This window comes from Marinobacter sp. W-8 (assembly GCF_044342215.1).
GTDB classification, from domain to species: Bacteria; Pseudomonadota; Gammaproteobacteria; order Pseudomonadales; family Oleiphilaceae; genus Marinobacter; species Marinobacter nauticus.
Genome location: NZ_CP172297.1, coordinates 2,159,881 through 2,185,957, shown reverse-complemented (window position 1 = coordinate 2,185,957; position 26,077 = coordinate 2,159,881). Strand labels below are relative to the sequence as shown.

22 protein-coding genes and 1 tRNA gene are annotated in these 26,077 nt (G+C 57.6%); 14 read left to right on the top strand and 9 right to left on the bottom strand.

Features of this window, described 5'->3' with window-relative positions; translation table 11 throughout:
• The first annotated feature begins 108 nt into the window (after positions 1-108).
• Positions 109-2,286 (top strand): bifunctional 23S rRNA (guanine(2069)-N(7))-methyltransferase RlmK/23S rRNA (guanine(2445)-N(2))-methyltransferase RlmL, encoded by a 2,178-nt coding sequence (gene rlmKL, locus ACF8YQ_RS10205; protein WP_396621302.1) that lies wholly within the window; start codon positions 109-111, stop codon positions 2,284-2,286.
• Here rlmKL and ACF8YQ_RS10200 read toward each other — a convergent pair.
• Entirely contained in the window at positions 2,274-2,876 is a 603-nt protein-coding gene (locus ACF8YQ_RS10200) for an outer membrane beta-barrel protein (RefSeq protein ID WP_396621301.1), read from the bottom strand. The genes rlmKL and ACF8YQ_RS10200 overlap by 13 nt on opposite strands.
• 107 nt (positions 2,877-2,983) lie before the next feature.
• A complete protein-coding gene (locus tag ACF8YQ_RS10195; RefSeq protein WP_014421807.1) occupies positions 2,984-3,466 on the bottom strand; it encodes a hypothetical protein in 483 nt (160 codons plus the stop codon).
• A 114-nt stretch (positions 3,467-3,580) separates the two neighbouring features.
• Between ACF8YQ_RS10195 and ACF8YQ_RS10190 the strand changes: the two genes are divergently transcribed.
• On the top strand, positions 3,581-4,870 hold the full coding sequence (locus ACF8YQ_RS10190) for a M18 family aminopeptidase (RefSeq protein WP_153741069.1): 1,290 nt from the start codon (positions 3,581-3,583) through the stop codon (positions 4,868-4,870).
• Between the two features lie 51 nt (positions 4,871-4,921).
• Here ACF8YQ_RS10190 and ACF8YQ_RS10185 read toward each other — a convergent pair.
• Positions 4,922-4,997, bottom strand: a tRNA-Asn gene (locus ACF8YQ_RS10185).
• Between the two features lie 73 nt (positions 4,998-5,070).
• Here ACF8YQ_RS10185 and ACF8YQ_RS10180 point away from each other — a divergent pair.
• The gene (locus tag ACF8YQ_RS10180) at positions 5,071-6,036 is read left to right on the top strand and encodes a YheT family hydrolase (RefSeq protein WP_227548918.1); all 966 of its coding nucleotides are present in this window, start codon (positions 5,071-5,073) and stop codon (positions 6,034-6,036) included.
• A 4-nt stretch (positions 6,037-6,040) separates the two neighbouring features.
• Here the strand turns inward: ACF8YQ_RS10180 and ACF8YQ_RS10175 are convergent, their stop codons facing one another.
• The gene (locus tag ACF8YQ_RS10175) at positions 6,041-6,682 is read right to left on the bottom strand and encodes an arylesterase (RefSeq protein ID WP_011784554.1); all 642 of its coding nucleotides are present in this window, start codon (positions 6,680-6,682) and stop codon (positions 6,041-6,043) included.
• A 61-nt stretch (positions 6,683-6,743) separates the two neighbouring features.
• Between ACF8YQ_RS10175 and ACF8YQ_RS10170 the strand changes: the two genes are divergently transcribed.
• Together ACF8YQ_RS10170 and ACF8YQ_RS10165 are read left to right on the top strand one after the other, a co-directional pair.
• Positions 6,744-7,463 (top strand): ABC transporter ATP-binding protein, encoded by a 720-nt coding sequence (locus tag ACF8YQ_RS10170; protein WP_396623294.1) that lies wholly within the window; start codon positions 6,744-6,746, stop codon positions 7,461-7,463.
• Positions 7,463-9,949 carry an ABC transporter permease gene (locus tag ACF8YQ_RS10165; RefSeq protein ID WP_396621300.1) on the top strand — a complete coding sequence of 829 codons (2,487 nt, stop codon included), beginning with the start codon at positions 7,463-7,465 and terminating at the stop codon, positions 9,947-9,949. Before ACF8YQ_RS10170 ends, ACF8YQ_RS10165 begins: the two co-directional genes overlap by 1 nt.
• Positions 9,950-9,956: 7 nt before the next feature.
• Here the strand turns inward: ACF8YQ_RS10165 and ACF8YQ_RS10160 are convergent, their stop codons facing one another.
• From ACF8YQ_RS10160 to ACF8YQ_RS10145, 4 genes are all read right to left on the bottom strand, one after another.
• Complete coding sequence (locus ACF8YQ_RS10160; protein WP_396621299.1) at positions 9,957-10,727, bottom strand: substrate-binding periplasmic protein; 771 nt, start codon at positions 10,725-10,727, stop codon at positions 9,957-9,959.
• Positions 10,728-10,901: 174 nt separating this feature from the next.
• Positions 10,902-12,089 (bottom strand): iron-containing alcohol dehydrogenase, encoded by a 1,188-nt coding sequence (locus ACF8YQ_RS10155; protein WP_396621298.1) that lies wholly within the window; start codon positions 12,087-12,089, stop codon positions 10,902-10,904.
• The gene (locus ACF8YQ_RS10150; protein WP_396621297.1) at positions 12,089-12,634 is read right to left on the bottom strand and encodes a hypothetical protein; all 546 of its coding nucleotides are present in this window, start codon (positions 12,632-12,634) and stop codon (positions 12,089-12,091) included. The genes ACF8YQ_RS10155 and ACF8YQ_RS10150 overlap by 1 nt, the downstream gene beginning before the upstream one ends.
• A 159-nt stretch (positions 12,635-12,793) precedes the next feature.
• Positions 12,794-14,068: a M48 family metalloprotease gene (locus ACF8YQ_RS10145; RefSeq protein ID WP_396621296.1), complete on the bottom strand. Its 1,275-nt coding sequence runs from the start codon at positions 14,066-14,068 to the stop codon at positions 12,794-12,796.
• Between the two features lie 167 nt (positions 14,069-14,235).
• On the opposite strand from ACF8YQ_RS10145, the gene ACF8YQ_RS10140 reads away from it, so the two are divergent.
• The 8 genes from ACF8YQ_RS10140 to ACF8YQ_RS10105 all read left to right on the top strand — a co-directional run bounded on the left by ACF8YQ_RS10140 (position 14,236) and on the right by ACF8YQ_RS10105 (position 22,838).
• On the top strand, positions 14,236-14,976 hold the full coding sequence (locus tag ACF8YQ_RS10140) for a DUF599 domain-containing protein (protein ID WP_014421798.1): 741 nt from the start codon (positions 14,236-14,238) through the stop codon (positions 14,974-14,976).
• Between the two features lie 18 nt (positions 14,977-14,994).
• Entirely contained in the window at positions 14,995-15,465 is a 471-nt protein-coding gene (locus ACF8YQ_RS10135; RefSeq protein WP_011784562.1) for a PaaI family thioesterase, read from the top strand.
• A complete protein-coding gene (locus ACF8YQ_RS10130) occupies positions 15,462-15,896 on the top strand; it encodes a PaaI family thioesterase (RefSeq protein WP_011784563.1) in 435 nt (144 codons plus the stop codon). The genes ACF8YQ_RS10135 and ACF8YQ_RS10130 overlap by 4 nt, the downstream gene beginning before the upstream one ends.
• Positions 15,897-15,997: 101 nt before the next feature.
• Positions 15,998-17,890, top strand: coding sequence for a molecular chaperone HtpG (gene htpG / locus ACF8YQ_RS10125; protein ID WP_396621295.1), 1,893 nt, complete (start codon positions 15,998-16,000; stop codon positions 17,888-17,890).
• Between the two features lie 14 nt (positions 17,891-17,904).
• Positions 17,905-18,123, top strand: coding sequence for a DUF2835 domain-containing protein (locus ACF8YQ_RS10120; protein WP_011784565.1), 219 nt, complete (start codon positions 17,905-17,907; stop codon positions 18,121-18,123).
• Between the two features lie 350 nt (positions 18,124-18,473).
• The gene (gene katG / locus ACF8YQ_RS10115; protein ID WP_396621294.1) at positions 18,474-20,645 is read left to right on the top strand and encodes a catalase/peroxidase HPI; all 2,172 of its coding nucleotides are present in this window, start codon (positions 18,474-18,476) and stop codon (positions 20,643-20,645) included.
• A gap of 135 nt (positions 20,646-20,780) precedes the next feature.
• Entirely contained in the window at positions 20,781-21,758 is a 978-nt protein-coding gene (locus tag ACF8YQ_RS10110; RefSeq protein ID WP_396621293.1) for a tRNA dihydrouridine synthase, read from the top strand.
• A gap of 105 nt (positions 21,759-21,863) precedes the next feature.
• A complete protein-coding gene (locus ACF8YQ_RS10105; RefSeq protein WP_396623293.1) occupies positions 21,864-22,838 on the top strand; it encodes an MBL fold metallo-hydrolase in 975 nt (324 codons plus the stop codon).
• Positions 22,839-22,844: 6 nt separating this feature from the next.
• On the opposite strand, the gene ACF8YQ_RS10100 is transcribed toward ACF8YQ_RS10105, so the two are convergent.
• Positions 22,845-23,864, bottom strand: coding sequence for a class I fructose-bisphosphate aldolase (locus tag ACF8YQ_RS10100; protein WP_396621292.1), 1,020 nt, complete (start codon positions 23,862-23,864; stop codon positions 22,845-22,847).
• Positions 23,865-24,016: 152 nt separating this feature from the next.
• On the opposite strand from ACF8YQ_RS10100, the gene ACF8YQ_RS10095 reads away from it, so the two are divergent.
• Positions 24,017-26,062 carry a dehydrogenase gene (locus ACF8YQ_RS10095; RefSeq protein WP_396621291.1) on the top strand — a complete coding sequence of 682 codons (2,046 nt, stop codon included), beginning with the start codon at positions 24,017-24,019 and terminating at the stop codon, positions 26,060-26,062.
• Positions 26,063-26,077 lie beyond the last annotated feature (15 nt).

The window sequence follows — 26,077 nt, the reverse complement described above, 5'->3', positions numbered from 1 at the left end:
TGTGGCGCTTCTTTTATATTTTTGTGAAATAACGATGACAGTCGCTAAAAGGCTTTTACTGCCATTCCGGAAACTTACCGGCCCTATTCAGAAAACCAGGAGTTGATCTTGTCCAAGCATGTCTTTTTCGTAACCTGCCCCAAAGGCGTCGAGTACCTCCTGGCCGATGAATTGAAAGAATTCGGCCTGAACCTTGTGCGGAATGCGCCCGCCGGTGTCTGGGTTGAGGGCGAACTGGAGAGCGGCTATCGGGCCTGTCTGTGGTCCCGCCTGGCGAACCGGGTGATTCTGAATGTGGCGGATGTGGATGCCCGGAGTGCCGACGAACTTTATGCCGGTGTCGTGGATCTTGACTGGCAGGCCCATATACCCGCGGGGGGGAGCTTCCGGGTAACGTTTCTTGGCCAGAACGAAGCCATCCGGAACACTCAGTTTGGCGCCCAGAAAGTGAAAGATGGCATTGTTGACAGCATTCGGGGTGCCGGTGCACCCAGGCCCTCGGTCGCTCCGAAAGACCCGGATGTCACGGTATCGGCGCGGTTGAACCGGGGTCGCTTGTCGTTGGGGATTGATCTGAGTGGCCACAGTCTTCATTTGCGGGGCTACCGAACCGAAAAGGGTATCGCGCCCTTGAAAGAAAACCTTGCAGCGGCTTTGCTGCTGCGGGCGGGGTGGCCAGAGATTGCCGCTAACGGTGGTGACTTTGTGGACCCGATGTGCGGTTCCGGTACGCTGGTGGTTGAAGCTGCGTTGATGGCGCTGGACATTGCGCCGGGGCGTAAGCAGGAGCGGTTCGGGTTCGAAAAGTGGCCAGGACACCAGCCCGAGCTCTGGCTAGCGCTGCGCCAGGAAGCGGAGCGTCGGGCCCATGAGGGCAAGCAGGGGCGCATTCCCACTTTTTCTGGCTTTGATCAGGATGGCCGCGTGATTGCGACCGCGGAGAAGAATATCCTGCGAGCTGGCCTGGAAGGTATCGTTCGCGTAGACGCCAGGCCGATTTCCGAATTCACTCGCAAGAATGACTGGAGCGATACTGGCCTGGTGCTGACCAACCCGCCCTACGGTGAGCGGTTGAGTGAGCGCAAGGAACTGGCGGCCCTGTACCAGAGCCTTGGAGAGGTTGTGGCCCGTGAGCTGATCGGATGGCGCCTGGGCGTGTTCACCGGTGCACCTGAGTTTGGGAAGTCTCTTGGTTTGCGAAGTTTCAAGCAGTACAAGTTGTTCAATGGCAAACTGCCGGCGCAGCTGTTGCTGTTTGAAGTACAGCCGGAGAATGCCCGCACGCCCCGTGATCCGGCCGCGCCGGGGCAGATTATGCCTCGTATCGCCAATGTCGAACGGGCAGACATGCTGCGCAACCGTCTGAAAAAGAATCTGAAAACGATTGGCCAGTGGGCCAGGAAGCAGAACATTGGCTGTTACCGCCTGTACGATGCCGATATGCCGGAATATGCCCTCGCGATCGATATCTATGAGGGGCGGGTACATGTTCAGGAATACCTGGCTCCCAAATCCGTTGACGAAAAGGCAGCCAGAGAGCGCCTTGCCGAAGCCATGGCTGTGATCCCCGAGGTGCTTGAGGTCGCGCCGGAGGATCTGGTGTGCAAGCAACGTCAACGCCAGACCGGTACCCGGCAGTATGAAAAACAGGCTGCGACCGGCGAGTACTTCAATGTGCACGAGCATGGCTGCGCCCTGAAGGTGAACCTGAAAGACTATCTGGATACCGGCCTGTTCCTGGATCATCGCCCGGTACGTTACTGGATCCAGCAACATGCCAGGGGCAAGCGTTTTCTGAACCTGTTCTGTTATACCGGCGCAGCGACCGTGCACGCAGCGGTTGGCGGAGCCAGCCGCACCCTGAGCCTGGACATGTCCAAAACCTACGTCAGCTGGGCTCAGGATAACCTGGCTCTCAACTCGGCAGATCCGCGCAAGCATGTCGTCGAACAGGCAGACTGTTTGGGCTGGCTGGCAGACCGAAAAACCGCGAATCAGACCTTTGATCTGATTTTCATGGACCCGCCCACCTTCTCAAACTCAGCCCGGATGGCTGGCGTTCTCGATATTCAGCGCGATCATGCCGATCTGGTGCGGCAGTGCATGGCACGACTGTCCAGTGATGGCCTGCTGATTTTCTCCAATAACTTCCGTAAGTTCAGGCTGGATGAGGCGCTGGAGTCAGAGTTTGAAGTGAAAGAGGTGAGTGCCAGCACTCTGGACAAGGATTTTCAGCGCAACCCGAAAATCCATCGGTGCTGGCATATCCGGCATCAGAACTCGTAACGGATACCTGAGGAGAACTGGAAGGCATTGGCGCTGGTGTCCGTGTCTTCAAACAGCTTGCCGCCCTCGAAAACCAGGTAGGTGTTATCCATCAGTTCCAGGTCCAGGCCGGCCAGCCAGCTGAAGCTGAAGCTGCTGCTCGGGTAATCGCCCTCGATATCCCGAAACTGGGCATTGGCGTCGGCATCCCGGTTGTCGAGGGTTGCCTCCCCGCTGACATGGGTAAAGCCAGCCTGGGCATAGACATTGCCAAGCTCACCGATGGGGTAGTGCAGGCCCATGTACCAGCTGCCGAAGTAGTCGACGGCCAGGCTCAGGTCGCCACGGGAAATCTCGGCGTCTGCCAGGCCTCCGCCCAGCCGCACTTCTGCATGAATCAGGTCGCTCAGATGGCCGCCAATCACCAGTGTCGCTGCCTGGCCCCAGCTATCCTCGTCGGATTGCCCGATGGAGCGGTGTTCAATGGCTGTCGCCAACAGTCCGACATAGTGTTTATCGGAGCGAGGGGTCTCCTGGCCAAAGGCGGCGCAAGAAAACAGGCCAAGCGCTATCAGGCTGGATGTGAGGAAACGGGGTGTGACCTTGTTCATTATTATCAGGCTTCCTGTCAGTAACGGTACTGACGCCCGATTCTGCCTTGTGTAACGCAATGTTACGCGGACTCATGTCACAGTTCCCCGTGATCAGGGGCCGGACCTCAATCCTCCAGGTAGCCTTCCTCACGGGCCAGCAACAGCAGGGAATATACGCCGTTTTCCGGCAGCTGCGGTTCAAGCCCTTCATCAAAGAGCAACTGCCGGCGGCGGTCTTCCAGTGCTTCGCTGTCCAGGCCGGTAATCAGCTCGGAAATGGGGGCGATTTCAAACGGGGCCTCCTGGCGAACGGCACTGAAGATCAGGTCTATCAGGATTTCGTCCGGATCCAGTCCATCCACGTATACGGTCTGGTCCGGCAGATCCTCGTGCAGCTCCCTGGCCAGTTCCAGCAGGGGGACCCCCTGTTCTTCCAGATACAGCAGGTCTACATCGCCCAGGTCGCCATCTTCGGGCAACCAGGCATCCTCCGGTGCAATTACCACGGTTTTCATCTGGCCGTCTGCAAGGGACCAGGCGATGGCCGTGGGAAACAGGGCGTCGTCGGTCTGGCAGTATTCGATATCCAGAAAGCGGGGTAGCGACACAGTGAACTCCGGAATCTTCGGTGAGTGCTTATGGCGGTGCGCAGCGTACCCGGTAGGAGCCGGCGCGGCTTCATGCCATACTGTAGCCGCCATTATCATGCAATCAGGAAGATCATGGAACACACTGAATTCAATAAAGACTTGATTGAGTTTTTGAATGCCTCGCCGACTCCGTGGCACGCGGTCAATACCATGAAAACGCGTCTTGAAGCAGCGGGATTTCAACCGCTGGACGAGCGCGAAGAATGGTCGTTGCAGCCAGGGCAGGGCTACTACGTAACCCGTAATGGCTCGTCTATTGTTGCCTTCCGTACCGGCACCAAGGATGTGGTCAGTTCCGGCATCCGGATGGTGGGAGCCCATACCGACAGCCCCTGCCTGAAGGTCAAACCGAACCCTGAGATTCGCCGCAAGGGCTTTTTCCAGTTGGGTGTGGAAGTGTATGGGGGCGTATTGCTGAACCCCTGGTTTGACCGGGATCTTTCTTTGGCCGGCCGTGTGACGGTATTGGACGACAACGGCAAAGTACGGGACACCCTGGTGAATTTCCGCAAGCCGGTGGCGATCATTCCGAGCCTGGCCATTCATCTGGACCGGGAGGCGAACAGCAGCCGTACCGTTAATGCCCAGACTGATCTTCCGCCGGTGGTTATGCAGGTGCCGGAAACCGATACCACCACCTTTGCCGAGTTGCTGAAACAGCAGATTGCCAAAGAATCCGGGCTGCAGACCAGCAAGATTCTGGGCTATGAACTGAGTTTCTACGATGCCCAGGGTGCGGCTCTGGTGGGGCTGCGTGAAGAGTTCCTGGCCTCTGCACGGCTTGATAACCTGCTCAGTTGTTACATCGGCCTGCAGGCCTTGCTGGAAACCTCCGGTGATGAGCCGGCACTGCTGGTGTGTAACGACCATGAGGAAGTGGGCAGTATGTCCGCCGAAGGTGCCCAGGGGCCGTTTCTCACGGCGGTGCTGGACCGCTGGTGTGGCGCCGGGAAAACCCGTGCCATTGCTCGTTCCATGATGATTTCCGCGGATAACGCCCACGGTATCCATCCAAACTACGCAGACCGACATGACGAGAATCATGGGCCATTGTTGAATCAGGGGCCGGTCATCAAGGTAAACCACAATCAGCGTTACGCCACCAACAGTCGTTCCGCCGCCCTGTATCGCCACATCAGCGATGAACTGGGGTTGCCGCACCAGACATTTGTGGTGCGTAGTGACATGGGGTGTGGCAGCACGATCGGGCCGTTGACCGCGGGAAATCTTGGCGTGACCACGCTGGATATCGGCGTACCCCAGTTTGCCATGCACTCGATTCGTGAAATGATCGGTACACGGGATGGTTATACGCTGTTCCAGGTGTTGCGGGAGTTCATGCAGCGGGCCGAGGTTTTCTGAGGCCCCAAAAAAAAGGCCGCTGATATCTGATCAGCGGCCTTTCGGAATAAGTGGCTCCCCGAGCTGGGCTCGAACCAGCGACAAACGGATTAACAGTCCGTTGCTCTACCAACTGAGCTATCGGGGAACAGCATCAATGTGGCGCGCATATTAAGTACTTTAATCAGGTTCGTCAACCCCCTGAAATGAAAGGTCAAAATTTGCACAAAGCTAAGCTTGAAGCCTATCGTCCGCCGGTGTGGTTGCGTAATGGCCACGTCCAGTCGGTATGGCCGACCCTGTTCCGGAAAGTGACCCTGCCGGAACCGGAAACCGACATACTGGCCACCGACGATGACGACGAACTGCATCTGGACTGGTATCGCCAGGGCAGTGACCGGCTGGCGGTGATATCCCATGGGCTGGAAGGCCACAGCCGCCGGCCCTACGTGCTTGGCCTGGCCAGGGCATTGATGGCCGATGGCTGGGACGTGCTGGCATGGAACTTTCGGTCTTGCGGCGGGGTGATGAACCACCAGCCGCGCTTCTACCACAGTGGCGCCACTTCGGATCTGCATGCCGTTGTCAGTCATGCGCTGGGGCGGCGGTATCAGAACCTCTTCCTGTCAGGTTTCAGTATGGGAGGGAATCTCACGCTGCTGTACCTGGGCGAGCAGGGCGAGCGTGTGGACAGCCGTATCAGTGGTGCGGTGACCTACTCAGTGCCTGTGGATCTGGCGGGCAGCGCGGACGTGCTCGCACTGCCCAGCCGGCGTATCTACATGCAGCGATTTTTAACCGATCTACAGGTCAAAATGCGGGAAAAAGCTGAAAAATTCCCTGATCTGATAGACGTTAGCGGTTTTGAAAATATCCGGAGTTTTCACGAATTCGATAATCGTTACACGGCACCACTGCATGGATTCCAGGACGCGGCCGACTATTGGGCCCGGTGTTCTGCTCTGTTTCGGTTGAGTGATATCCGGGTGCCAGCTCTGGTAGTGAATGCAGCAGATGACCCGTTCCTTTCGGCCCGCTGTTTTCCGGACAGTCGCCGGGTATTGGGACATTACGTCCAGATGGAAATCCCGAAGTGGGGCGGGCATGTGGGGTTTGTCCAACATGCCCGGGACGGTTACTACTGGTCTGAACGCCGAGCTTTAGGGTTTGTCCGGCAGGTAATCTGAGTTATCAGCTGCTGGCCTGGTTGTTCAGCAGCGGTTCCAGCTTGGGCCAGATGTTATCCAGCAGCCGGGGTTGCGCTTCTTCCGTCGGGTGAATGCCATCACCTTGCATCAACCCGTCCTGATCGTAGATACCGTCCAGGAAGAAGGGAACCAGAACCGTATTGTAGCGGTCAGACAGGGTCGGAAAGATATCGGCGAACATGGTGGTGTAGCGCTGGCCGTAGTTAGGCGGGATCTGCATGCCCACCAGCAAAGGGGTGGCGCCGGTATCACGCACCTGTTCGATCATGTTCGCCAGGTTGGATTCGATTACGTTGGGAGGGAAGCCTCGCAAACCATCATTGCCGCCCAGCTCAATGACGACAATGGTTGGGTCGTGGGCTTCCAGCAGGCCTGGCAGGCGCCGCAGGCCACCGTCGGTGGTTTCACCGCTGATGCTGGCATTCACCACGGTCCAGTCCAGATCCTGGCTCTCGATGCGATCCCGCAGCAGCTCTACCCACGCGGTTTCCGAGGGTACGCCATAGGCGGCACTCAGGCTGTCGCCCAGTACCAGCACCGTGTTCTGGCTGGCCAGAACAGGCAGGGCGATAAGAAGCAGGGCCGAGAGTGCGATTGATCTGACGTACAGCGATATCGTATGCATAGTAAATTCATATACCCTTTACAGATTCAACAATACAGACAACGGAGCAACCGTGAACCAGATGACGGATCCCAGTAATACCGATAGCAGCCCGATGTTGCGGGTGTCTGATCTGACCCATCGGGTCAGCCTGGAAACCGATACGCTCACGATCTTGCAGGGGGTCAGTCTGGAAATCAATCGGGGAGAGTCCGTAGCCATTGTCGGTCGGTCTGGTTCCGGTAAAACCACGCTGCTTGGGTTGCTTGCTGGCCTGGACACGCCCACCGAAGGTACCGTAGAGCTGGATGGATCGGTAATCAGCAAGCTGAGTGAAGACGAGCGTGCCAAGCTCCGGGCCCGTCGGGTCGGGTTTGTGTTCCAGTCGTTCCAGTTGCTGCCGGCGTTGACCGCGCTGGAAAATGTGATGCTGCCGCTGGAATTGGCCGGCATGGAAGCGCCGGAGCAGCGTGCCAGAGAGCTGCTTGAACGGGTCGGCTTGGGTGAACGGCTGAACCATACCCCTCGTCAGTTGTCCGGTGGCGAGCAGCAGCGGGTTGCGATTGCGCGTGCCTTTGCATCCGACCCCGCCATTCTGTTTGCCGATGAGCCCACGGGCAATCTGGATAACCGGACCGGGCAGGCGGTGTCTGACCTGCTGATGGATCTGAACCGGGAGCAGGGCACCACACTGGTGATGGTTACCCATGATGAACACCTTGCCGAACGTTGCGGCCGGCAGCTGCACATCGAGGCGGGCATGCTGACTGAGCCGGATCTGGCCGGGGAGCCGGCACACTGATGGGAGCCTCAAAAAAACTCATGTCCGTGAGCCGTGACTGGCGCGAACGCGACGTTCGTGTGGTGCTGGTTGCGCTGATTATTGCTGTTGCCACCGTGGCCACGATTGCGCTGTTCGCCAGTCAGCTGCAGCGAACCCTGGTATCGTCTGCCAGTTCTTTTCTGGCGGCAGATCGGCAACTGGAAGCCGAGAACGGCCGTCCGATCCCACAGGAATGGTTAGAGAATGCCCAGTCCCGAGGCCTGGAAACCGGGCGCATGGTGGAGTTCTCCACCATGGTCTTCGGAGAAAGCGGGTTTCAGCTGGTCTCGGTCAAAGCCGTGAGCGACGAATATCCGTTGCGCGGCGAAATCGAGATCCAGCCCGGTGCTGAAGAGCCGAGACAGATTGTCAGTCAGGGCCCCGGCCCCGGCCAGGTGTGGGTGAATCCACGGTTGCTGCGTCTGCTCGAACTGGACATCGGCGATACTCTGGAAGTCGGCAATCTGAAGCTGGAAATTACTCGCTTGCTGATCCGCGAGCCGGATGGGGGCTTCCGGCTCTCATCATTGGCGCCACGGGTGATGATACATGTGGATGATGTTGCCGCCACCGGTGTGGTCCAGGAAGGTAGCCGGGTGGAATACGTCTACCTGTTTGCCGGTGACGAAGGTGTGCTTGATGACTACTACCAGTGGCTGGAACCACAGCTGGAGCCCAGTCACGAGTGGGAAGGGGTCAGAGACGGTGAAACCTTCTCGCGCTCCCTGGAGCGGGCCGAACGCTTTCTGCTGCTGGGCGGCAGTCTTGCGGTGTTGCTGGCGGCGGTAGCCGTGGCCGTAGCCAGCCGGCAATACGCTCTGTCTCAGAGGGACACGGTGGCATTGCTGAAAAACCTTGGATTATCCAGCCGGGGCATTGGTGAGCTCTACCTGCGGCGCCTCACTCTGTGGGGTGTCGTCGGTGTGTTGGGCGGTCTGGCGGTGGCGTTGCCGTTGTTCTGGCTGCTGGTGCGCTTGCTCAGTGACGTGCTGGAACGGCCGGTGGATTTTTATCTGGATCCGGCGGCATTAACGCCCGCCTTGCTGACGGCACTGGTTTCTCTATTCGCGTTTGCCTATCCGCCCATTCGCCGCCTGCGTAATGTTCCCGCCATGCGGGTATTACGCTCCCAGCCCGGCGAAACCGGCCGGGAAGCCATTCCGGATATCCTGCTGGCGGTGGTCGCCGTGTTTGGGTTGGTATGGATGTACGCCGGCGAGCTGATGCTGGTGGCCGCACTTTTGGGCGGGCTGGTACTGCTGCTGGGTGTGCTCGGTCTGCTGGGGTGGGGCATGGTCGCCCTGTTGCGCAGAGTGAAGGGTGGCGGCAACTCCTGGCGCCTGGCCCTGGTGGGCTTATACCGGCATCGCCGTGCCAGCATGGCGCAGATGGCGGTCTTTGCCATGACCCTGATGCTGGCAGCCACGCTGGTGTTGGTGCGCTCCTCGCTGCTGGACGACTGGCAGGCCCAATTGCCGGACGACGCGCCAAACCATTTCCTGATCAACATTGCCCCGGATGCGGTGGATGATGTTGAGGCATTCTGGGCCACTCGCGGCGCGCCCCTGGAGACGCTTTATCCGATGGTTCGCGGTCGCCTGACCGAACTGAACGGCGAGCCGGTGAAAGAAGCGGTCAGCAAGGATGAGCGGGTTGGTGCGCTGAACCGGGAGCTGAATCTGACCTGGATGCCGGACCTGCCGGAAGACAACCGGATTGTGGATGGCCAGTGGTTCGGGCCGGGCGAAACCGAGGGGGTTTCGGTAGAAGCTGAGCTGGCGGAGAAACTCGGTTTGCAGCTGGGTGATCGGCTGACCTTCACCATCGGCTCCAGCAAGGTAACCGAGCCGGTAACGAGTATTCGTACCGTGCAGTGGGACAGCATGAAGCCGAATTTCTACATGGCCTTCCCGCCCAACGGCGGTCTGACCGATATGCCCGCCACCTGGATTACCGCGTTCTATCTGAATCCTGATAACAAACTGGCTCTGAATGAATTCTCACGCCAGTTCCCGACGGTGTCGGTGCTTGAGATAGATCATATCATCGATCGCATCCAGCAGATTGTGCAGCAGGTAACCCAGGCCATTGAGGCCATCCTGGCGCTTATCCTGGCGGCTGCCCTGGTAGTAATGGCGGCGGTTGTCAGCGCTACGCTGCGAGATCGTCAGCGAGAAGGGGCATTGCTGCGTACCCTGGGTGGCCAGCAGTCATTGCTGGCACGCAGTACCATGCTGGAATTCGCGCTGTTGGGATTCTTTGCCGGTACTCTGGGTGTGATTGCGGCAGAAGGAGCGGTGTATGCGCTCCAGGCCGGAATGTTCGAAGGCACCTTCCGCTGGCACTGGCAGGTTATGTTGCCGGTACCGTTGATCGCTGCCGTTCTGTTGGCGCTGTTTGGTCGCTGGCAATTAAGACCAGTGCTTAGCGTATCGCCGATGCTGCTGCTGCGTCGTCTCGAGTAATCGAGGCTTAGCGATAGTTTGAGAGGATGGCGTCGAGTTCGCCATTCTCTCGAATGGCCGCCAGCTCCTGGTTGAAGGCCTCGGCAAATTCTTCCCAGTCTTTACGCACCATGATCCGGAAGCCGAACTGACTGATTCCTTCCACAGAGGAGCGAAAGTGCTCCGTCAGTCCTTCGTTCTTGAGAATCCACTGCCCAACAAGCCGATCCGCAAGCGCTGCGTGAAACTGCTCGCCATGCAGCACAAAGGTGAAAATCTCCCGATCTCTGGAGACGTCAAATCGCTTAATGCGATGATCTTTGAAATAGGGCTCGAGAAAGGGATAGTAGTATCCCAGTGGCGTGACGATCGTCTTGCCGTAGAGGTCTGCGGGGTGTTTGTATTCAAGCTCAGAGCTCTTCGGGAAGAAGAATACTTCCTCCACGTGAACGACCGGGTCGGTAAACAGGAACTTCTCCGGCTCTTCCGTCCACTCTATGGCCCTTGGCGTGCCGTCAATGTAGCCGTCGGCAAGCATAGGGTCTACCCGTTTTCTGGGGATTTTTACTGGTTCCACCTCGTAGCCCAGGCGGGGGGCAATCAGGTTTACCACGTCCCACATAATACCGGAGGGCTTGCTGCCATCAACGATCAGATAAGGTGGGTAGCCGTTAGGAGAGATGTTGAAGCGGAACACCCGCTCCTGATTGTCCACTTCGGCAGCGGCATTGCCACTGAAAGTGGTTAGCAGGCTCAACAGGATCGCGGTAAAGGAGAGCTTGAAAAGGAGTTTCTTCATGGCGGAACTCTGGATAGGACAGGCCCATACGCTGGTTAGATCGATACCCGGCCAACTCCCTGCCAGAATGCCCGCTAAATATTACCTTCTTACTATTTTATTTCAATCATTGTGAATCTGACTTTAGGCTAACCCCGGCCAGAGAGGGCCGGGGCGAGATATGTCTCCGAGGTATCAGGCCCAGGCGCGACGAAGCACCGCCATGGCATCTTCGTGGCTCACTTCCCGGGGGTTGAACATGATCGAGCCGTCGTCCAGGGCCAGCTTGGCAATGCTTTCCAGCTGATTTTCCAGTACTTTGCCGGTTTCTTTCAACGTACGGGGCAGTTCGCAGCGCTTGTAGAGGGCATCCCGCAGTTTTCGAATGGCTGAAATACTGGCCTCGGCACGTCGGCTCGCAGGGGTGGCGGAGTAGACGTCCGGACCTTCCAGGTACAGCAGCAACTCGCCCAAAGGCTCCCGAATGCTCTCAAGGTTGAACTCAAGCACATAGGGCAGGTACAGGCTCATGCACAGTCCGTGGGGCAGGTGGCAGATGGCTCCGGTAGCGTGGCCCAGAGAATGCACCAGGCCTACCATGGAGTTGGAGAAGGCAATGCCCGCCATGGTGGAAGCCTGGGCCAGTTCCAGCCGGCCATCACTGTCTTTCGGGTTATCCATGACCGCAAGCAGGGACTGGCTCACCTTCTTGATGGCCGCCGTGGCATAGGCGTCGCTCAAGGGGTTCTTGGCCATGCAGGTGAACGCTTCGGTAGCGTGGGTGAGGGCGTCCATGGCGGTGGCTGCCGTAATGTGGGGCGGCAGGGTCAAGGTCATACGCGGGTCGATGATGGCCGCGTTCGGCAGTAGGAATGATGAGGTAAACGGCAGTTTTACGCCTTTTTTCTCATCGGTGATGACCGCCACCGAGGTCACTTCGGAACCAGTACCCGCGGTGGTAGGCACCACAAAGAACGGCTTGAGCGGATGCTTGAGAACACCGGCACCACTGTATTTGGCAATATCATCACCGCCTTCGGACACCAGAATATTCACCGCCTTGCCGGTATCAATGGCGGAGCCGCCGCCGACAGCAATGATCGAGTCGCACTTTTCCTTACGGTAAACGCCGGCAATGTCTTTCACCACCGAGGTGGAGGAATCCGGCGGTACATCGTCGTAGATGGAGACAATTTCCAGCCCGCTTTCTTCGCAAGCGGCAATCACAGGGTCGAGCAAGCCCGCCGCGCGCACCCCTTTGTCAGTCACAATCATGGGCCGCTTGGCTGCCAGCCCTGTCAGTTCGTAGGGAATGTGTTCCAGCGCGGCTTTACCGGCAATCACTTTTACCGGGCAGAAGAACTCGTAGTATTTGTTGGTCATTATGCTCTCACTGTCTCGACAAATTGGGTGGCGACTTTCAGATAAATGCGGGCGGCACTGATGAGTTTTTCAGGCAATTTGATGGTTGCCGGATATTCCTTGACTGCCCGCTCGGCAATCAACTTGGGCAGGATGAAGGATTCCAGTCGGTTGAGAACCCGGGTCATCCGCACCGCGTAACTCACATCCCCATCCACCAGCATGCGGTCGTTGGCAAAGGCAACGGAGGTCTTCTCCTGAAACGACAGTACCAGGAAGGCATGGGCGATATGCTTGAACTGGATCGAGAGGTCAACGGGGCGTGGAGCCTCATCCCCGTGGAAGAGCAATTTACCGTTGCCGGTGTGCTCAACGATGAGTTTTGGCCCGTTGGGCATAACCTGCATCTCGAACAGGAAGCCCTCCGGCAGTTCGCAGGTTTCGTTTCGGGTGGCTTCATCCACCTCGCTGATTGCCTGCAGTGCGCGCCCCATCACCTGGAACATCAGCTCAACATAGCTGCGTCGTGCGTGGGACATCATTGGCTGAAGTCGTTTTACGATCATGGTCGCCATCCGATTGTTGTTGGTTAATCTGATTTTTAGAGTTATTGCTCTAGAAGTCAATGCAATCGTTGACGCGGTTTTTGTGTCAGGTCAGCAAATGTGACAACCATAAAAAAACCGGGCGTATTGGCGCCCGGCTTTTTTTGACACTGCAAACAGCTATTCGTTGAGTTCGGCCAGCTTGCGCTGAGCTTCAGCCCCCACATCACCACCGGCCTCAGCGGCGGTGGAGTAATAGGCTGCTGCCTCCCTGCGTTGGCCCTGTTGCCGCGCGATATCACCCAGGCGGAGATAGGCAATGGAAGTGGGTACCACCTGATTGGCTTTCTCCAGATGGCTTTTTGCCTTGCCAAGGTTGTTCAGCTCCAGTTCGTTCAAACCGCTGTACAGCTGATACTGGAACATCTCCGGATAAAGCGACACGGCCTTGTCGAAGTCGGCCTTGGCCTTCTCCGGCTGCTCCATGCCGCGATAGATCCGGCCGCGCAGGGCAAAGAACATGGCCTCCCGGGGCTCCAGCTTGATGGCCTTGTTGACCTGATCGAGTGCGGCTTCGAACTTGCCTTCCGACGCCAGCTTCATCGCTTCATCATGGGCATCGTAGGCCGGCTGAAGTTCCTTGAGCTTGGCGATACGATGCTGGTAAACGTCCCGGCCGCGATAACCGCCGGCACCGATCTTCTGAACCAGCTCCTGGTTTTCCTGAACCCGCTTGGCAGAGGGAGGGTGAGTGGCGAACAGGCCATCCAGCCATCCGCTCTGTCGGCCTTCCGATAGCTTCAGAAACAGCTGTTGGAGCTCTACGGCGGCTTGTGGATCATAGCCGGCTTCTTTCATGTATCGGATACCGTAGGCATCGGATTCCAACTCGTCCCCTTGGCTGTACTGGGCCAGGGCCAGCTGTGCACCCAGAGCCGCACCGCCCATGATCAACCCGGCCCACTCGTTGTCTGAAAGGGCGAAGCCCAGCCCGGCCACGCCTGCGCTGATCAGCATGCCCTGTTGCATGCGCTGTACGCTGTGGCGAGCCGCGGCATGGACAATCTCATGGCCCAGCACCGATGCCAGCTGGGCCTCATCCTCCAGCTCCACCAGCAGGCCCCGGTTGATGGCAATCTTTCCGCCAGGCAGGGCCCAGGCATTGGGCACGCTGTTATTGAGCACGACAAATTCATAGGGAAGGTCTGGTCGGTCACTCACGCGAGCCAGCTTCTGGCCAACATCACGCACATAAATGGACAGCTCCGGATCAATATAGAAGCGGCCGCCCTGAGTCTGTTGCGTGGGTGTGTACTGTTCCGCCCCCATTGCCAGCTCCTGGTTCTCTGAAATCAGAGACAGCTGCTTCTCTCCGGTTACCGGGTTCACAGAACACCCACCCAGCCCTGTCAGTGTGAGGGCGATTGCCGCTATCGCGATATATCTGGTCAACATTCCGGGTCTCACTTAAGTCTCCTTAACGTTGGGGTAAGTTTATAGCACAGACCGGTTTCCGACGTCGGCACCGCCCGACAGACAGTGGTCGGCGCGCTCCCCTTGGCGTATCATAACGTAAGTTTTCGCCCTATTTACCTCCCCAATCCAGGCTTTTTAACCACCCAATGAGCTACTATCTGGAATTTCTGGCACTGATCTGGTTTTTTGTCTGCTGGGGAGGGTACACCTGGTATTCGCGCAATCGCGCCAACTCTCGCTCGTGTCTGTCGAACACCCTCGATCTATACCGGGAAGACTGGATGCGGGTCATGCTCAAGCGTGAAAACCGTATTTCAGACGCCTCGGTTGTCGGTAACCTGGAACGCAACGGAGCGTTTTTTGCGTCCAGCTGTCTGCTGATTCTCGCCGGTATTATCACCGCCCTCGGCTATACCAGCGAGGCCATGGAAATTTTCGCCACCATGCCATTTTCCGCTGTGCCCAGTCGTGAAATCTGGGAATTGCGATTGGTGGTGCTGCTGGTGGTCTTTATTTACGCGTTTTTCAAGTTCACCTGGTCCATGAGAATGTACAATTTCGTGGCCGTCATGATTGGCAGCGCGCCGCTACCAGACGACAGCAAAACCAGTCCGGCAGCGAGAGAGGCCTTTGCCCGCAGCGCCGGCAACATCTGTAACCTGGCCGGCGACGCGTTTAACCTTGGCTTGCGTTCTTACTACTATGCCCTGGCTGTGGTGGCCTGGTTCATTCATCCGGTGGCCTTTATGGCTGCCTCAACCCTGGTGGTGTACGTACTCTACCGCCGAGAATTCCACTCAGATGCATTATCCGCCCTGCGCGACGGCAAGGTCTTCGAAGAAGCCATACCCGCCCGTGCCGATGCGGACGTAAAATCCAAGAACTGATCTGCAGGACAGCCCTGAATGAATGATGAAACCCGAATAAACCGGGTTAACCGGTTTATCAGTACGCTCAACCAGGCAAGGGAACTGGGTCTGAACGCAACGGAGGCGGGTGAAGGCTATCTGGTTATGGAGCTGCCTTACAGCGACAGGATTATTGGCAACCCGGACACTGGAGTTATCCATGGTGGCGCTATCACGACCCTGATGGACACCGCCTCCGGCTCGGTAATGATCTGTGGTCTGGACGAATTTGAGCTGTGTCCGACCCTGGATCTCAGAGTGGATTACATGCGCCCGGCGGAGCCCCGGAAGCCGGTGTACGCGAGGGCAGAGACCTACAAGATCACCCGTAACATCATCTTTACGCGCTGCGAGGCCTATCAGGAGGGGGGTGAAACCATCGCCAATTGCGTGGGCACCTTCATGCGCATTGGCAAAGAAGCCACGCCGAAATCCTATCGCGACCTGATCACCGGAGGTGAGGAATGACCGACCCGGAAATTCTGCGCTACACCCAGGAAACCGGCGACTTCTCGCGCATGATGGAGAGTATCCCGTACGCCAGCTGGATTGGCCTGCAGTGCGACCGATTTGGTGATGACCTGATCTTCCGCCTGCCCGCAAAGGAAGAGAACCTGGGCAATCCGATCCTGCCTGCCATTCATGGCGGTGTGATTGGTGGTTTTATGGAAATGTCTGCGGCTATTTATCTGATTATGTCCCAGGACACCTTCCGCATGCCCCGAATTGTCGATTTCTCCCTCGACTATCTTCGGGCCGGCCTGAACCGGGAAACGTACGCCGAGTGCCGGCTTACCCGCCAGGGTAACCGCGTGGCCAATGTGATGATCTCCGCCTGGCAGAAGTCTCGCTCCCAGCCCATCGCTACCGCCCGCGCTCACTTCCTGCTCGAAGACTGATTTTGGGTGCTCGCCGGGGTTGAAATACTCCGGCCAACCCCCACTCTCTTGCTCATAAAACTGTTTCTTTATTTGTGACACAGCAGGAGACCAAACCAGCCATGACGGTAGAAGCCAACAAAGAGACCCTGGGATTCCAGACTGAAGTGAAGCAACTGCTTCACCTGATGATCCACTCTCTGTACTCGAACAAAGAGATCTTCCTTCGTGAGCTTATCTCTAACGCCTCAGACGCCGAAGACAAACTGCGCTTCGCTGCCCTGAAAGACGACAAGCTGTTTGAAGGCGATTCGGATCTCAAGATTCGCCTGGATTACGATAAAGATGCCGGCACCATCACCATCGCCGACAACGGCATCGGTATGACCCGTGACGATGTGATCGCCAACCTGGGCACCATCGCCAAGTCCGGCACCGCCGAGTTCCTCAAGCAACTGTCTGGCGACGAGAAAAAAGACAGCAAGCTGATCGGTCAGTTCGGTGTTGGTTTCTACTCCGCGTTCATCGTGGCGGACAAAGTGGAAGTATTCACCCGCAAGGCGGGCGAGCCTGCCGACAACGGCGTGCACTGGGAATCCAAGGGCGATGGCGAGTTCACCATCGAGCCGGCGACTCGTGAGCAGCGTGGTACCGAAATCGTGCTGCACCTGAAATCCGAGGATAAAGAGTTTGCCGATGGCTGGAAGCTGCGCAGCCTGGTGAAGAAGTACTCTGACCACATCTCATTCCCGGTGGTAATGAAGTCCGAATCGGAAGAAGAGGACAAGAAGGGCGAAGAAGAGACGGTAAACGATGCCACCGCCCTGTGGACATTGCCTCGTACTGAGATCAAAGACGAAGAGTACAAGGAGTTCTACAAACACATCGCCCACGATTTTGAAGACCCGCTGACCTGGTCCCACAATAAGGTAGAAGGCAAGCTGGACTACACCAGCCTGCTGTACATCCCCAAGCGCGCGCCGTTCGACCTGTACAACCGGGAAGCGCCCCGTGGCCTGAAACTGTACGTGCAGCGCGTGTTCATCATGGACGACGCCGAGCAGTTCCTGCCGCTGTACCTGCGGTTCGCCAAGGGCGTGATCGATTCCAACGATCTGTCCCTGAACGTATCGCGGGAAATCCTGCAGAACGACAGCACCGTGGAGAGCATCCGCACCGCCATGACCAAGCGGGTGCTGGACATGCTGTCCAAGCTGGCCAAGAAAGACAGCGATGAGTACCAGGGCTTCTGGGATGAGTTCGGCACTGTGCTGAAAGAAGGCCCGGCAGAAGACTTCAGCAATCGCGAAAAGATTGCCGGCCTGCTGCGTTTTGCCACTACCCATACCGGTGAAGCCACCCAGAACGTGTCTCTGGATGATTACATCAGCCGGATGAAGGAAGGCCAGAACAAGATCTACTACATCACCGGTGACAATTTTGCTGCGGCCAAGAGTAGTCCGCACCTGGAAGTATTCCGCAAGAAGGGCATCGAGGTGCTCATCCTGTCTGATCGTATCGATGAGTGGATGATGGGTTACCTGAACGAATACGACGGCAAGCAGTTCCAGGATGTCGCACGTGGTGACCTGGACCTGGGCGAGGTAGAAACCGAGGAAGACAAGAAGCACCAGGAAGAAGCCGCCAAAGAGCACAAGGATCTGCTGGAGCGCATCAAGACCGCTCTGGAAGATCAGGTGCAGGAAGTACGGGTAACCAACCGCCTGACCGATTCGCCGGCGTGCCTGGTGGTGGGCCAGTTCGATATGGGTGCCCAGATGAAGAAGATTATGGAAGCTGCAGGCCAGAAAGTGCCGGAGAGCAAGCCGATCTTTGAAATCAACGTGGATCATCCGCTGGTACAGCGACTGGAAACCGAGCAGGGCGAACAGCGCTTCAAGGAGCTGTCTGCCGTTCTGTTCGACCAGGCCACCCTGGCCAGCGGTGAACAGTTGAAAGACCCGGGCGCCTACGTAAGCCGCCTGAACCGTCTGCTGCTTGAACTGGCCAACTGAGCCAGGCATCGCCAATGCAGCAGATCATTGTGGACATCAGCATCAGCCCTGATGAGTGGATCAAGCTCTATCAGGGCGTGGCCACCGATGTTCACACCACGGCCCGGGACGGACGTTCTGTCCGCTTCCCGGCCCGTATTCTCTCCCGTTTTTTCCTCAACGACGGCGTACGTGGCAGCTTCCGCATCCTGTTTGACGATGCCGGAAAGTTCACCTCTATCGAGCGCCTTTAGTCGATAAATAAAAGCTCTCGTAAATTTATTTTTAATTAATTGTTCCTCTTGATGGCGTCGGCGGTAAGGTAACGGTGTTCTCGTTAACACAGGAGTTGCCCTATGTCAGCGTTGTCCTATCTCACATCGGTAGCATGGAGTGACTCTCTGGGAATTCTGGCGGATTACTGCGGGAATTATGCGATTGCCCAGTGAGTTACAGATTTGCCAGTGAAGCGGGAGAGTCGATAGTCCTTCACTATTCTGGCGGTAGGAAACATTCAAGCAGCCAACTGTGAATGATCTATATTGATAGTTGCTCTTGAATAATAGACGCCTTTTTGCCAATGACGCAGAAGCAGGAGAGTACGATGAGTGAGACGAATTCTGGTGGTAAGTGCCCGGTTGTGCACGGCGGTAGTACCGCCCACGCCCAGGACAATACCAACTGGTGGCCTGAGGCCCTGAACCTGGACATCCTGCACCAGCACGACCACAAGACCAACCCCATGGGGGAAGACTTCGATTATCGCGAAGAGGTCAGGAAACTCGACTACGAAGCCCTCGAAAAAGACATGCACGACTTGATGACTAACAGCCAGGACTGGTGGCCGGCTGACTGGGGGCATTACGGTGGTTTGATGATCCGGCTTGCCTGGCACGCCGCAGGCACATACCGACTGGCCGATGGACGTGGCGGCGGTGGTACCGGTAACCAGCGCTTCGCTCCTCTGAATTCCTGGCCTGATAACGGCAACCTCGACAAGGCCCGCAGACTTCTTTGGCCCTTGAAGAAGAAGTATGGCAACAAGGTGAGCTGGGCCGATCTGTTTATCCTGGCCGGCAACATTGCCTATGAATCCATGGGCTTCAAGACTTTCGGTTTCTCGTACGGCCGGGCAGACATCTGGCATCCGGAGAAAGATATCTACTGGGGTGCTGAGAAGGAGTGGCTGGCACCTTCCGACGAACGTTATGAGAACGTAGAGAAGCCAGACACCATGGAAAATCCGCTGGCAGCGGTACAGATGGGTCTAATTTACGTAAACCCTGAGGGCGTTAACGGCGTATCCGATCCGATCAAGTCCGGTGACCAGGTGCTGGAAACCTTCGCCCGTATGGCGATGAATGCGGAAGAAACGGCAGCACTGACAGCCGGTGGGCATACCGTTGGCAAGACCCACGGTAATGGTGATGCCGGCGCCCTTGGCCCCGAGCCTGAAGGTGCCGATGTGCACGAGCAGGGCCTGGGCTGGCACAATCCGAATATGGGTGGAAAAGCGGCTAACGCCATCACTTCCGGTATTGAAGGTGCCTGGACTACTAACCCGACCCAGTTTGACATGGGTTACTTCGAGTTGCTGTTTGGCTACGAGTGGGAGCTGAAAAAGAGCCCAGCCGGTGCCAACCAGTGGGAACCGATTGATATCAAGGAAGAGCACAAGCCGGTAGACGCTACGGATCCTTCCAAGCGCCACAATCCGATCATGACCGATGCGGATATGGCCATGAAGATGCACCCGACTTTCCGGCCGATCTGTGAAAAGTTCATGAAGGACCCGGAGTACTTCAAGGACTGCTTCGCCCGCGCCTGGTTCAAGCTGACCCACCGGGATATGGGGCCGAAATCCCGCTACATCGGCCCGGATGTGCCGGCCGAAGATCTGATCTGGCAGGATCCGATTCCCCAGGGCGAGACCAACTATATCGAGGAAGTGGTCAAAGAGAAGATCGACGAAGCCGGACTGACCCTTAACGAGCTGATCACAACGGCCTGGGACAGCGCCCGTACTTTCCGTGGCTCTGACATGCGCGGTGGTGCCAATGGTGCCCGTATTCGCCTGGCCCCCCAGAAGGACTGGGAAGGCAACGAGCCCCAGCGTCTGGCCAAGGTGCTGAAGGTTTACGAAAAGATCTCCGCTGATACCGGTGCCAGCATTGCCGATGTCATTGTGCTTGGCGGTAATCTGGGTATCGAAAAGGCTGCCAGAGCGGCAGGTTATCCGGTACACGTGCCTTTCCTGAAAGGTCGTGGCGATGCCACCGATGAGATGACGGATGCGGAATCTTTTGAGCCGCTGGAGCCGCTGGCGGATGGCTTCCGTAACTGGCAGAAGAAGGAGTACGTGGTCAAACCGGAAGAAATGCTGCTGGATCGGGCGCAGCTGATGGGCCTGACCGCACCGGAAATGACTGTACTGGTCGGTGGTATGCGAGTACTTGGTACCAACCACGGTGGCACCAAGCACGGTGTGTTCACCGATCGCGAGGGCCAGCTCACCAACGACTTCTTCGTGAACCTGACCGACATGTCGTACCGTTGGGTGCCGAAGGGCAACAATGTCTACGACATCGTGGATCGCAAAAGTGGTAGCACCAAGTGGACGGCTAGCCGTGTAGACCTGGTGTTTGGCTCCAACTCCATCCTGCGTTCCTACGCCGAGGTGTACGCTCAGGACGACAACCAGGAGAAGTTCGTGAACGACTTCGTTGCCGCCTGGGCCAAGGTCATGAACAATGACCGCTTCGACGTGAAGAAGTAAATCTGTAGTGATAAGCCGGGCATCCTGTTTCGGGATGCCCGGCTACCTATTTCCCCCCGAATTCCTTACAATCCGCTCCGCCTGATTTTTGATCAGCCGCACTCTGATTCACTTCTCTCAGTTTCTGGAGCCTTCATGCGAATCATCCTTGCCCCGATGGAAGGGCTGGTCGACGCACCCATTCGTGAAACCCTGACCAAGGTCGGTGGGATTGACCGGTGCGTGACGGAATTTATTCGCGTGACCCACGGCATGTTGCCGCCCCGGATTTTCTACAAGTACGCTCCGGAGCTGCACAACGGTGCGCTCACAGAAGTAGGTACACCCGTGGCCGTTCAACTGCTGGGCTCCAACGCCGACATGATGGGCCGTCACGGTGCCAAGGCTGCCGAGCTTGGAGCAGGGCAGGTGGACATCAATTTCGGCTGCCCGGCCAAGACCGTGAACAAACACAAAGGTGGTTGCGTGCTAATGCGCGAACCGGAGCTGATGTATGAAATCACTGCGGCCGTTCGCAAAGCCGTGCCTGCGGATATTCCGGTAACCGCCAAGATGCGCCTGGGCTATGACGACCGTTCCATGGGTGTGGCCTGTGGCCAGGCGTTGGAAGCCGCCGGGGCCTCGGAAATCGTGATTCACGCCCGCAGCAAAGTAGATGGCTACAAGCCGCCCGCCTACTGGGAAGAAATCGCCAGGGTACGCGAAGCCGTGAACAGCCATGTGATTGCCAATGGCGAAATCTGGACCGTGGAAGACTACTGGCGCTGCCGGAAAGTCTCCGGCTGCGACGATGTAATGATCGGCCGTGGCCTGATCGCCAGGCCAGACCTGGCGGCCCAGATCAAGGCCTCCCAGAGCGGTGAAACACGGGACCCCATGAGCTGGGCAGAGGCTGTCGTGCTGGTGCGGGAATACGCGGCCGCCCTGCAAACCCGCCTGGAAGACAAATATGTGACCGGCCGGATCAAGCAATGGCTCAATTACCTGCGCCAGGGCTTTGCCGAAGCCGAGGCGCTTTGGCCCCAGGCTCGGAAGCTCCGGGACGTGGCGCCCATGCTGGCTTGCCTGGGCCAGCCGGTAGACTTACCCACCCCGCGCACCAACGCTGCCTGACTCACCCCCCGTGTTTTCCCCTCTCGACTACACTGGTACGAATCAGTGTGGTTGTCGTAAATCTTTTCGGTTTTGAAAAACGAGAGGGATGGCACGATGAAAACAATGAAACGCCAGATGGCCCTTGGCCTGGCCTTGGCGGCAGGGCTTTCTGTGGCAACGTCAGCCCAGGCCGACGACGCTGTGGTCAAAGTTACGCCATTGGGCAGTCACGACGGTGAATTCTGTAGCCGAGATCGCGCACTGATCTTTGAAGACCCGAACGGCACCCGCATTCTGTACGATGCCGGCCGCACGGTGGCCGGCCCGGACGACCCACGCCTGGGTAATATCGACGTTATCCTGGTGTCCCACATGCATGGGGACCACGTAGGCGACCAGCGAATCGACAAAACCAATCAGGGCAGCTGCGGCAATCCGGAGACCTCGGTTTCCAGCTTGCCCCAGTCCAATACCGTTGATATCGCCTTGAAAAAGAATTCAACCATCGTCACTGGCAGCGAGATGCCCGCGTTCTTCGCCGCCAAGCTGAAAGAGGGCGGCGGTGATCCCGGTAAGTCACTTCTGGTTCGTTTTGGCGGGAGTCGGGACGTTGGTGGCGTCTCCATTACCACGGTTCCGGCCGTACACAGCAACGGTGTTTCGCCGTCGTTTCTGACCGGCCCGCTGGCGGATTACCTGGCCGCTGCCGGTGTCAGTGCCAGTGTTGGGCCACCAACTGGCTATGTGCTGACATTCTCTAACGGGCTCGTTGTATATTTGTCTGGCGACACGGGCATTACGGCAGAGCAGAAGCTGGTAGTGAAGGAGCACTACGGCGCGCAGCTGGTGGTTATAAACATTGGTGATACCTTTACCACCGGGCCCACGGAAGCGGCCTATGTGATCAACGACCTGATCAGCCCGGCTGCGGTGATCGCCTCGCACGCCAATGAAGCCGCTACCGAGAACGGCAAGGTCGTAGCCGGCACGCGCACGGCCCGGTTCACCGAACTGGTGTCTGCGGCCGTACACGTGCCCCTAAGTGGCCGCACCATGGCATTCAATGGTGCGGCCGGTTGCATGAGCGGCTGTAACTGAAGCGCTTTAGTCAGAGCTCTCCAGCTCTGGAGAGTAACTGCCGGAACGGGCCAGGCCATTGAGCCTGGCCCGTTTTTTCATGGCCGCCTGCGCTGCATCGGCGTTTTCAAGTTTGCCCGCCCAGGCTTTCTGCGCGGGTTCCTGCAGGGCCCGGCCGTAGGAGAAACTCAGCTCCCAGGGATGGTAGCCCATGCTGTTCAGAGCATTGAGGTTCTCGGTGGATTCTTCAGGTGTCTGGCCTCCGGAGAGAAAAAATATCCCGGGGACGGCCGCTGGCACCACTCGCCGGAAGACGCTCAGTGTCGCTTCGGCAACCTGTTCAGGCGTGGCTTTGCCGGATTCCTTGCCCGGTGTCACCATGCTGGGCTTCAGCACCATGCATTCCAGGTTCACCCGGTGCCGATGCAGGGCCTTGAAGACTTCCAGCAATACGTCTTCGCTCACCTCTGCAGCCCGCTCGATGGTGTGATTTCCGTCAATCAGTACCTCCGGCTCCACGATCGGCACAATACCCATCGACTGGCACACGGCGGCATAGCGGGCCAGCACCTCGGCGTTGGACTTGATGGCCTGGAACGAGGGCAGAGTGTCCGAGATATGAAACACATCCCGCCACTTGGCGAAGCGGGCACCCATGGACTTGTAGTGTTCAAGCCGGGCAGCCAGGCTATCCAGCCCGTAGGTAATCTCGTCACCAGGAGCATTCACCAGAGGCCCCTTGCCCTGATCGACCTTGATACCCGGCACCATGCCCTGGCTGGCAAGGAGCTTGGGAATAGCAACGTCTTCCAGGCTCAGTTGTTCCAGGGTTTCTTCGTAAAGAATCACGCCGCTGATGTGTTCGCCAAGGCCGGGCGTGGAGAAAATAATGCTGCGGTATTCACGCCGCGTGGTTTCTGTGGATTCCACGCCGACAGCCTTGAAGCGTTTTGCAATGGTAGGGGAGCTTTCGTCTGCGGCCAGAATGCCTTTGCCCGGTTGCACGAGATCGGCAATGGTGGCGTTAAGTTCTTCCTGAATGGTCATGGAGCCTCCCTGAATCGGACTGGGGGTTGAGAATTCGACACAGCATGAGTTTAGCCGGTTATTTTGTGCCTGCTATTTGATCTGAGCTAAAGCAGCTGAGCGCTCCATCTTCTAAACTGATTGCATAACAAAACAACAAGGATGCCCCCGCCATGAAAACGGTCGTTAGTGTCAGCCAGGGATCATCGGAATACGATTACGAACTGGAAACCACGTTTCTGAAACAACCATTCCGAATCATTCGGGTAGGCACGGATGGCAACCTGGAGCGTGCTGAGGCGGTGCTGGATTCCGTTTGCGGGGAGGCCGATGCCATTGGCCTGAGCATGATTCATGATCACTACCAGGTGGGCTGTGAACAGCTGGAACATCCGGACACTGCCCGCCTGGAAGCCTGCGTTCCCGACAAGCCGGTGACGACCGGTGCCGGCCTCCGGGGTATCTTGCAGGAATGGGCGGTGCGCCATACGCAGACAGAGCTGGGGCACTTTTTTGACAACGCCCGGGTACTGTTTCTGAACGGCCAGGCCGGCTACCGAATTGCCAAGGCGTTGTCTGAACACACCGACAACCTGTTTTTTGCCGATCCCTATCTGGATTTCGGCGTACCGAGATTGCTTACCTCCCTGCGCCAGCTGGAAACCTATACCTCGTTAACAGCCCCGGTGACCTTCCGCCCGGCAGCGGTCAAGCTCATTGAAGCGCTTCACAAAACACCGATTTACCGCATGGGCGAAAAGCTCATTCGTGGCTCGTTGCATGAGTCGGTGAAGGATTCTCATGTGATTGTTGGTGCCATGGGCGATCTGGAGGCCTTCTCGGAGAAAGAGCTGGACGGTAAAACCGTGATCACTTCCCGGGTTACGGAGTCTGCCCTGGACTGGTTTCGCTCCCGGAAAGTCGCCATGGTGGTGGACTACAGCCCTTGGTTGGAAGGTCGACCCGTGGGCGTGAATGTGATGGAGGCGATGATTAGTGCGGCCTTGTCCCGCACGCCGGAGCAGCTGGGTGCAGGCGACTTCCTGGATGTTATTCAGGCCCTGGGAATTGAGCCGCGGATTCTGTACCCCAACGGTTACCGGAGGGTAAACCGTTTCGCCTTCGTGATTCATCCGTTGTCTCAGCAGTACCTGACCAAAACCCCACCGCTGGACTGGATTGCCAATGTTTCACCACCCACCGTGATGAACCTGGTGGAAAAAGCTGTGGCTTACACACCGCCTTTCATTTACTCCAAGGTAAGCGGCATCAAATCCCCTACCGGAGACGAAGCCGAGGGTTGGTTGATCACCGTAGGTGGCACCCCCAAGGAAATCATGGCCCACAGCCCGGAGTTTACCTACAGCCGGTTGTTGGCGGCGGCAAAACTGGCCAAGAAACTTGGGGCCCAGATTATGGGACTGGGTGCCTTCACCAAAGTGGTTGGTGACGCCGGCATCACCGTGGCCAAACGCGCTCCTTTACCGATCACTACGGGTAACAGCTACAGTGCCTCGGGCGCGCTCTGGGCCGCCCACGATGCCGCCAAAAAAGTCGGCCGCGTGAGTATTGGCAAGAGCGGAAAAATGGCGGGTAAGGCGATGGTGGTCGGGGCCACAGGCGCCATTGGTTCCGTGTGCGCGCGCCTGCTGGCAAAAGCCGTGGATGAAATCTACATGGTTGCTCCGGAGGCGGCGAAGTTACTGGCACTGAAGGAAAGCATCGAACTGAAAACACCGGGGGCCATCGTTCACGTCTCTGCCACCACGGATCGGGATCTTTCAGAAATGGATATGGTGGTTACCGCTACGTCCGGGGCCGGTAAACGCATCCTGGATATCATGCAGGTAAAGCCAGGCTGTGTGATCACCGACGTGGCGCGGCCGTTGGATATTCCGGCGGAAGATGTGGCGAAGCGGCCGGATGTGCTGGTAATCGAATCCGGGGAAATCCAGCTACCGGGAGACGTACGCATGAAGGACATCGGCTTGCCCCGGGGCATCGCCTACGCCTGTCTGGCGGAGACGATTGTGCTGGCGCTGGAAGCAAGATTCGAGAACTTCACTCTCGGCCGAAACATTGAATGGGAGAAGGTGCGGGAGATCTACAAGCTCGGGCTCAAGCACGGCATGGAGCTGGCCGCCATATCGGGCGTGAATGGTGTGTTTACCGAGGAGGACTTTGAGCGGGTGCGGACTCTGGCCGAAGAGGCCGCTTGAGCCCAGGTTGGCGGG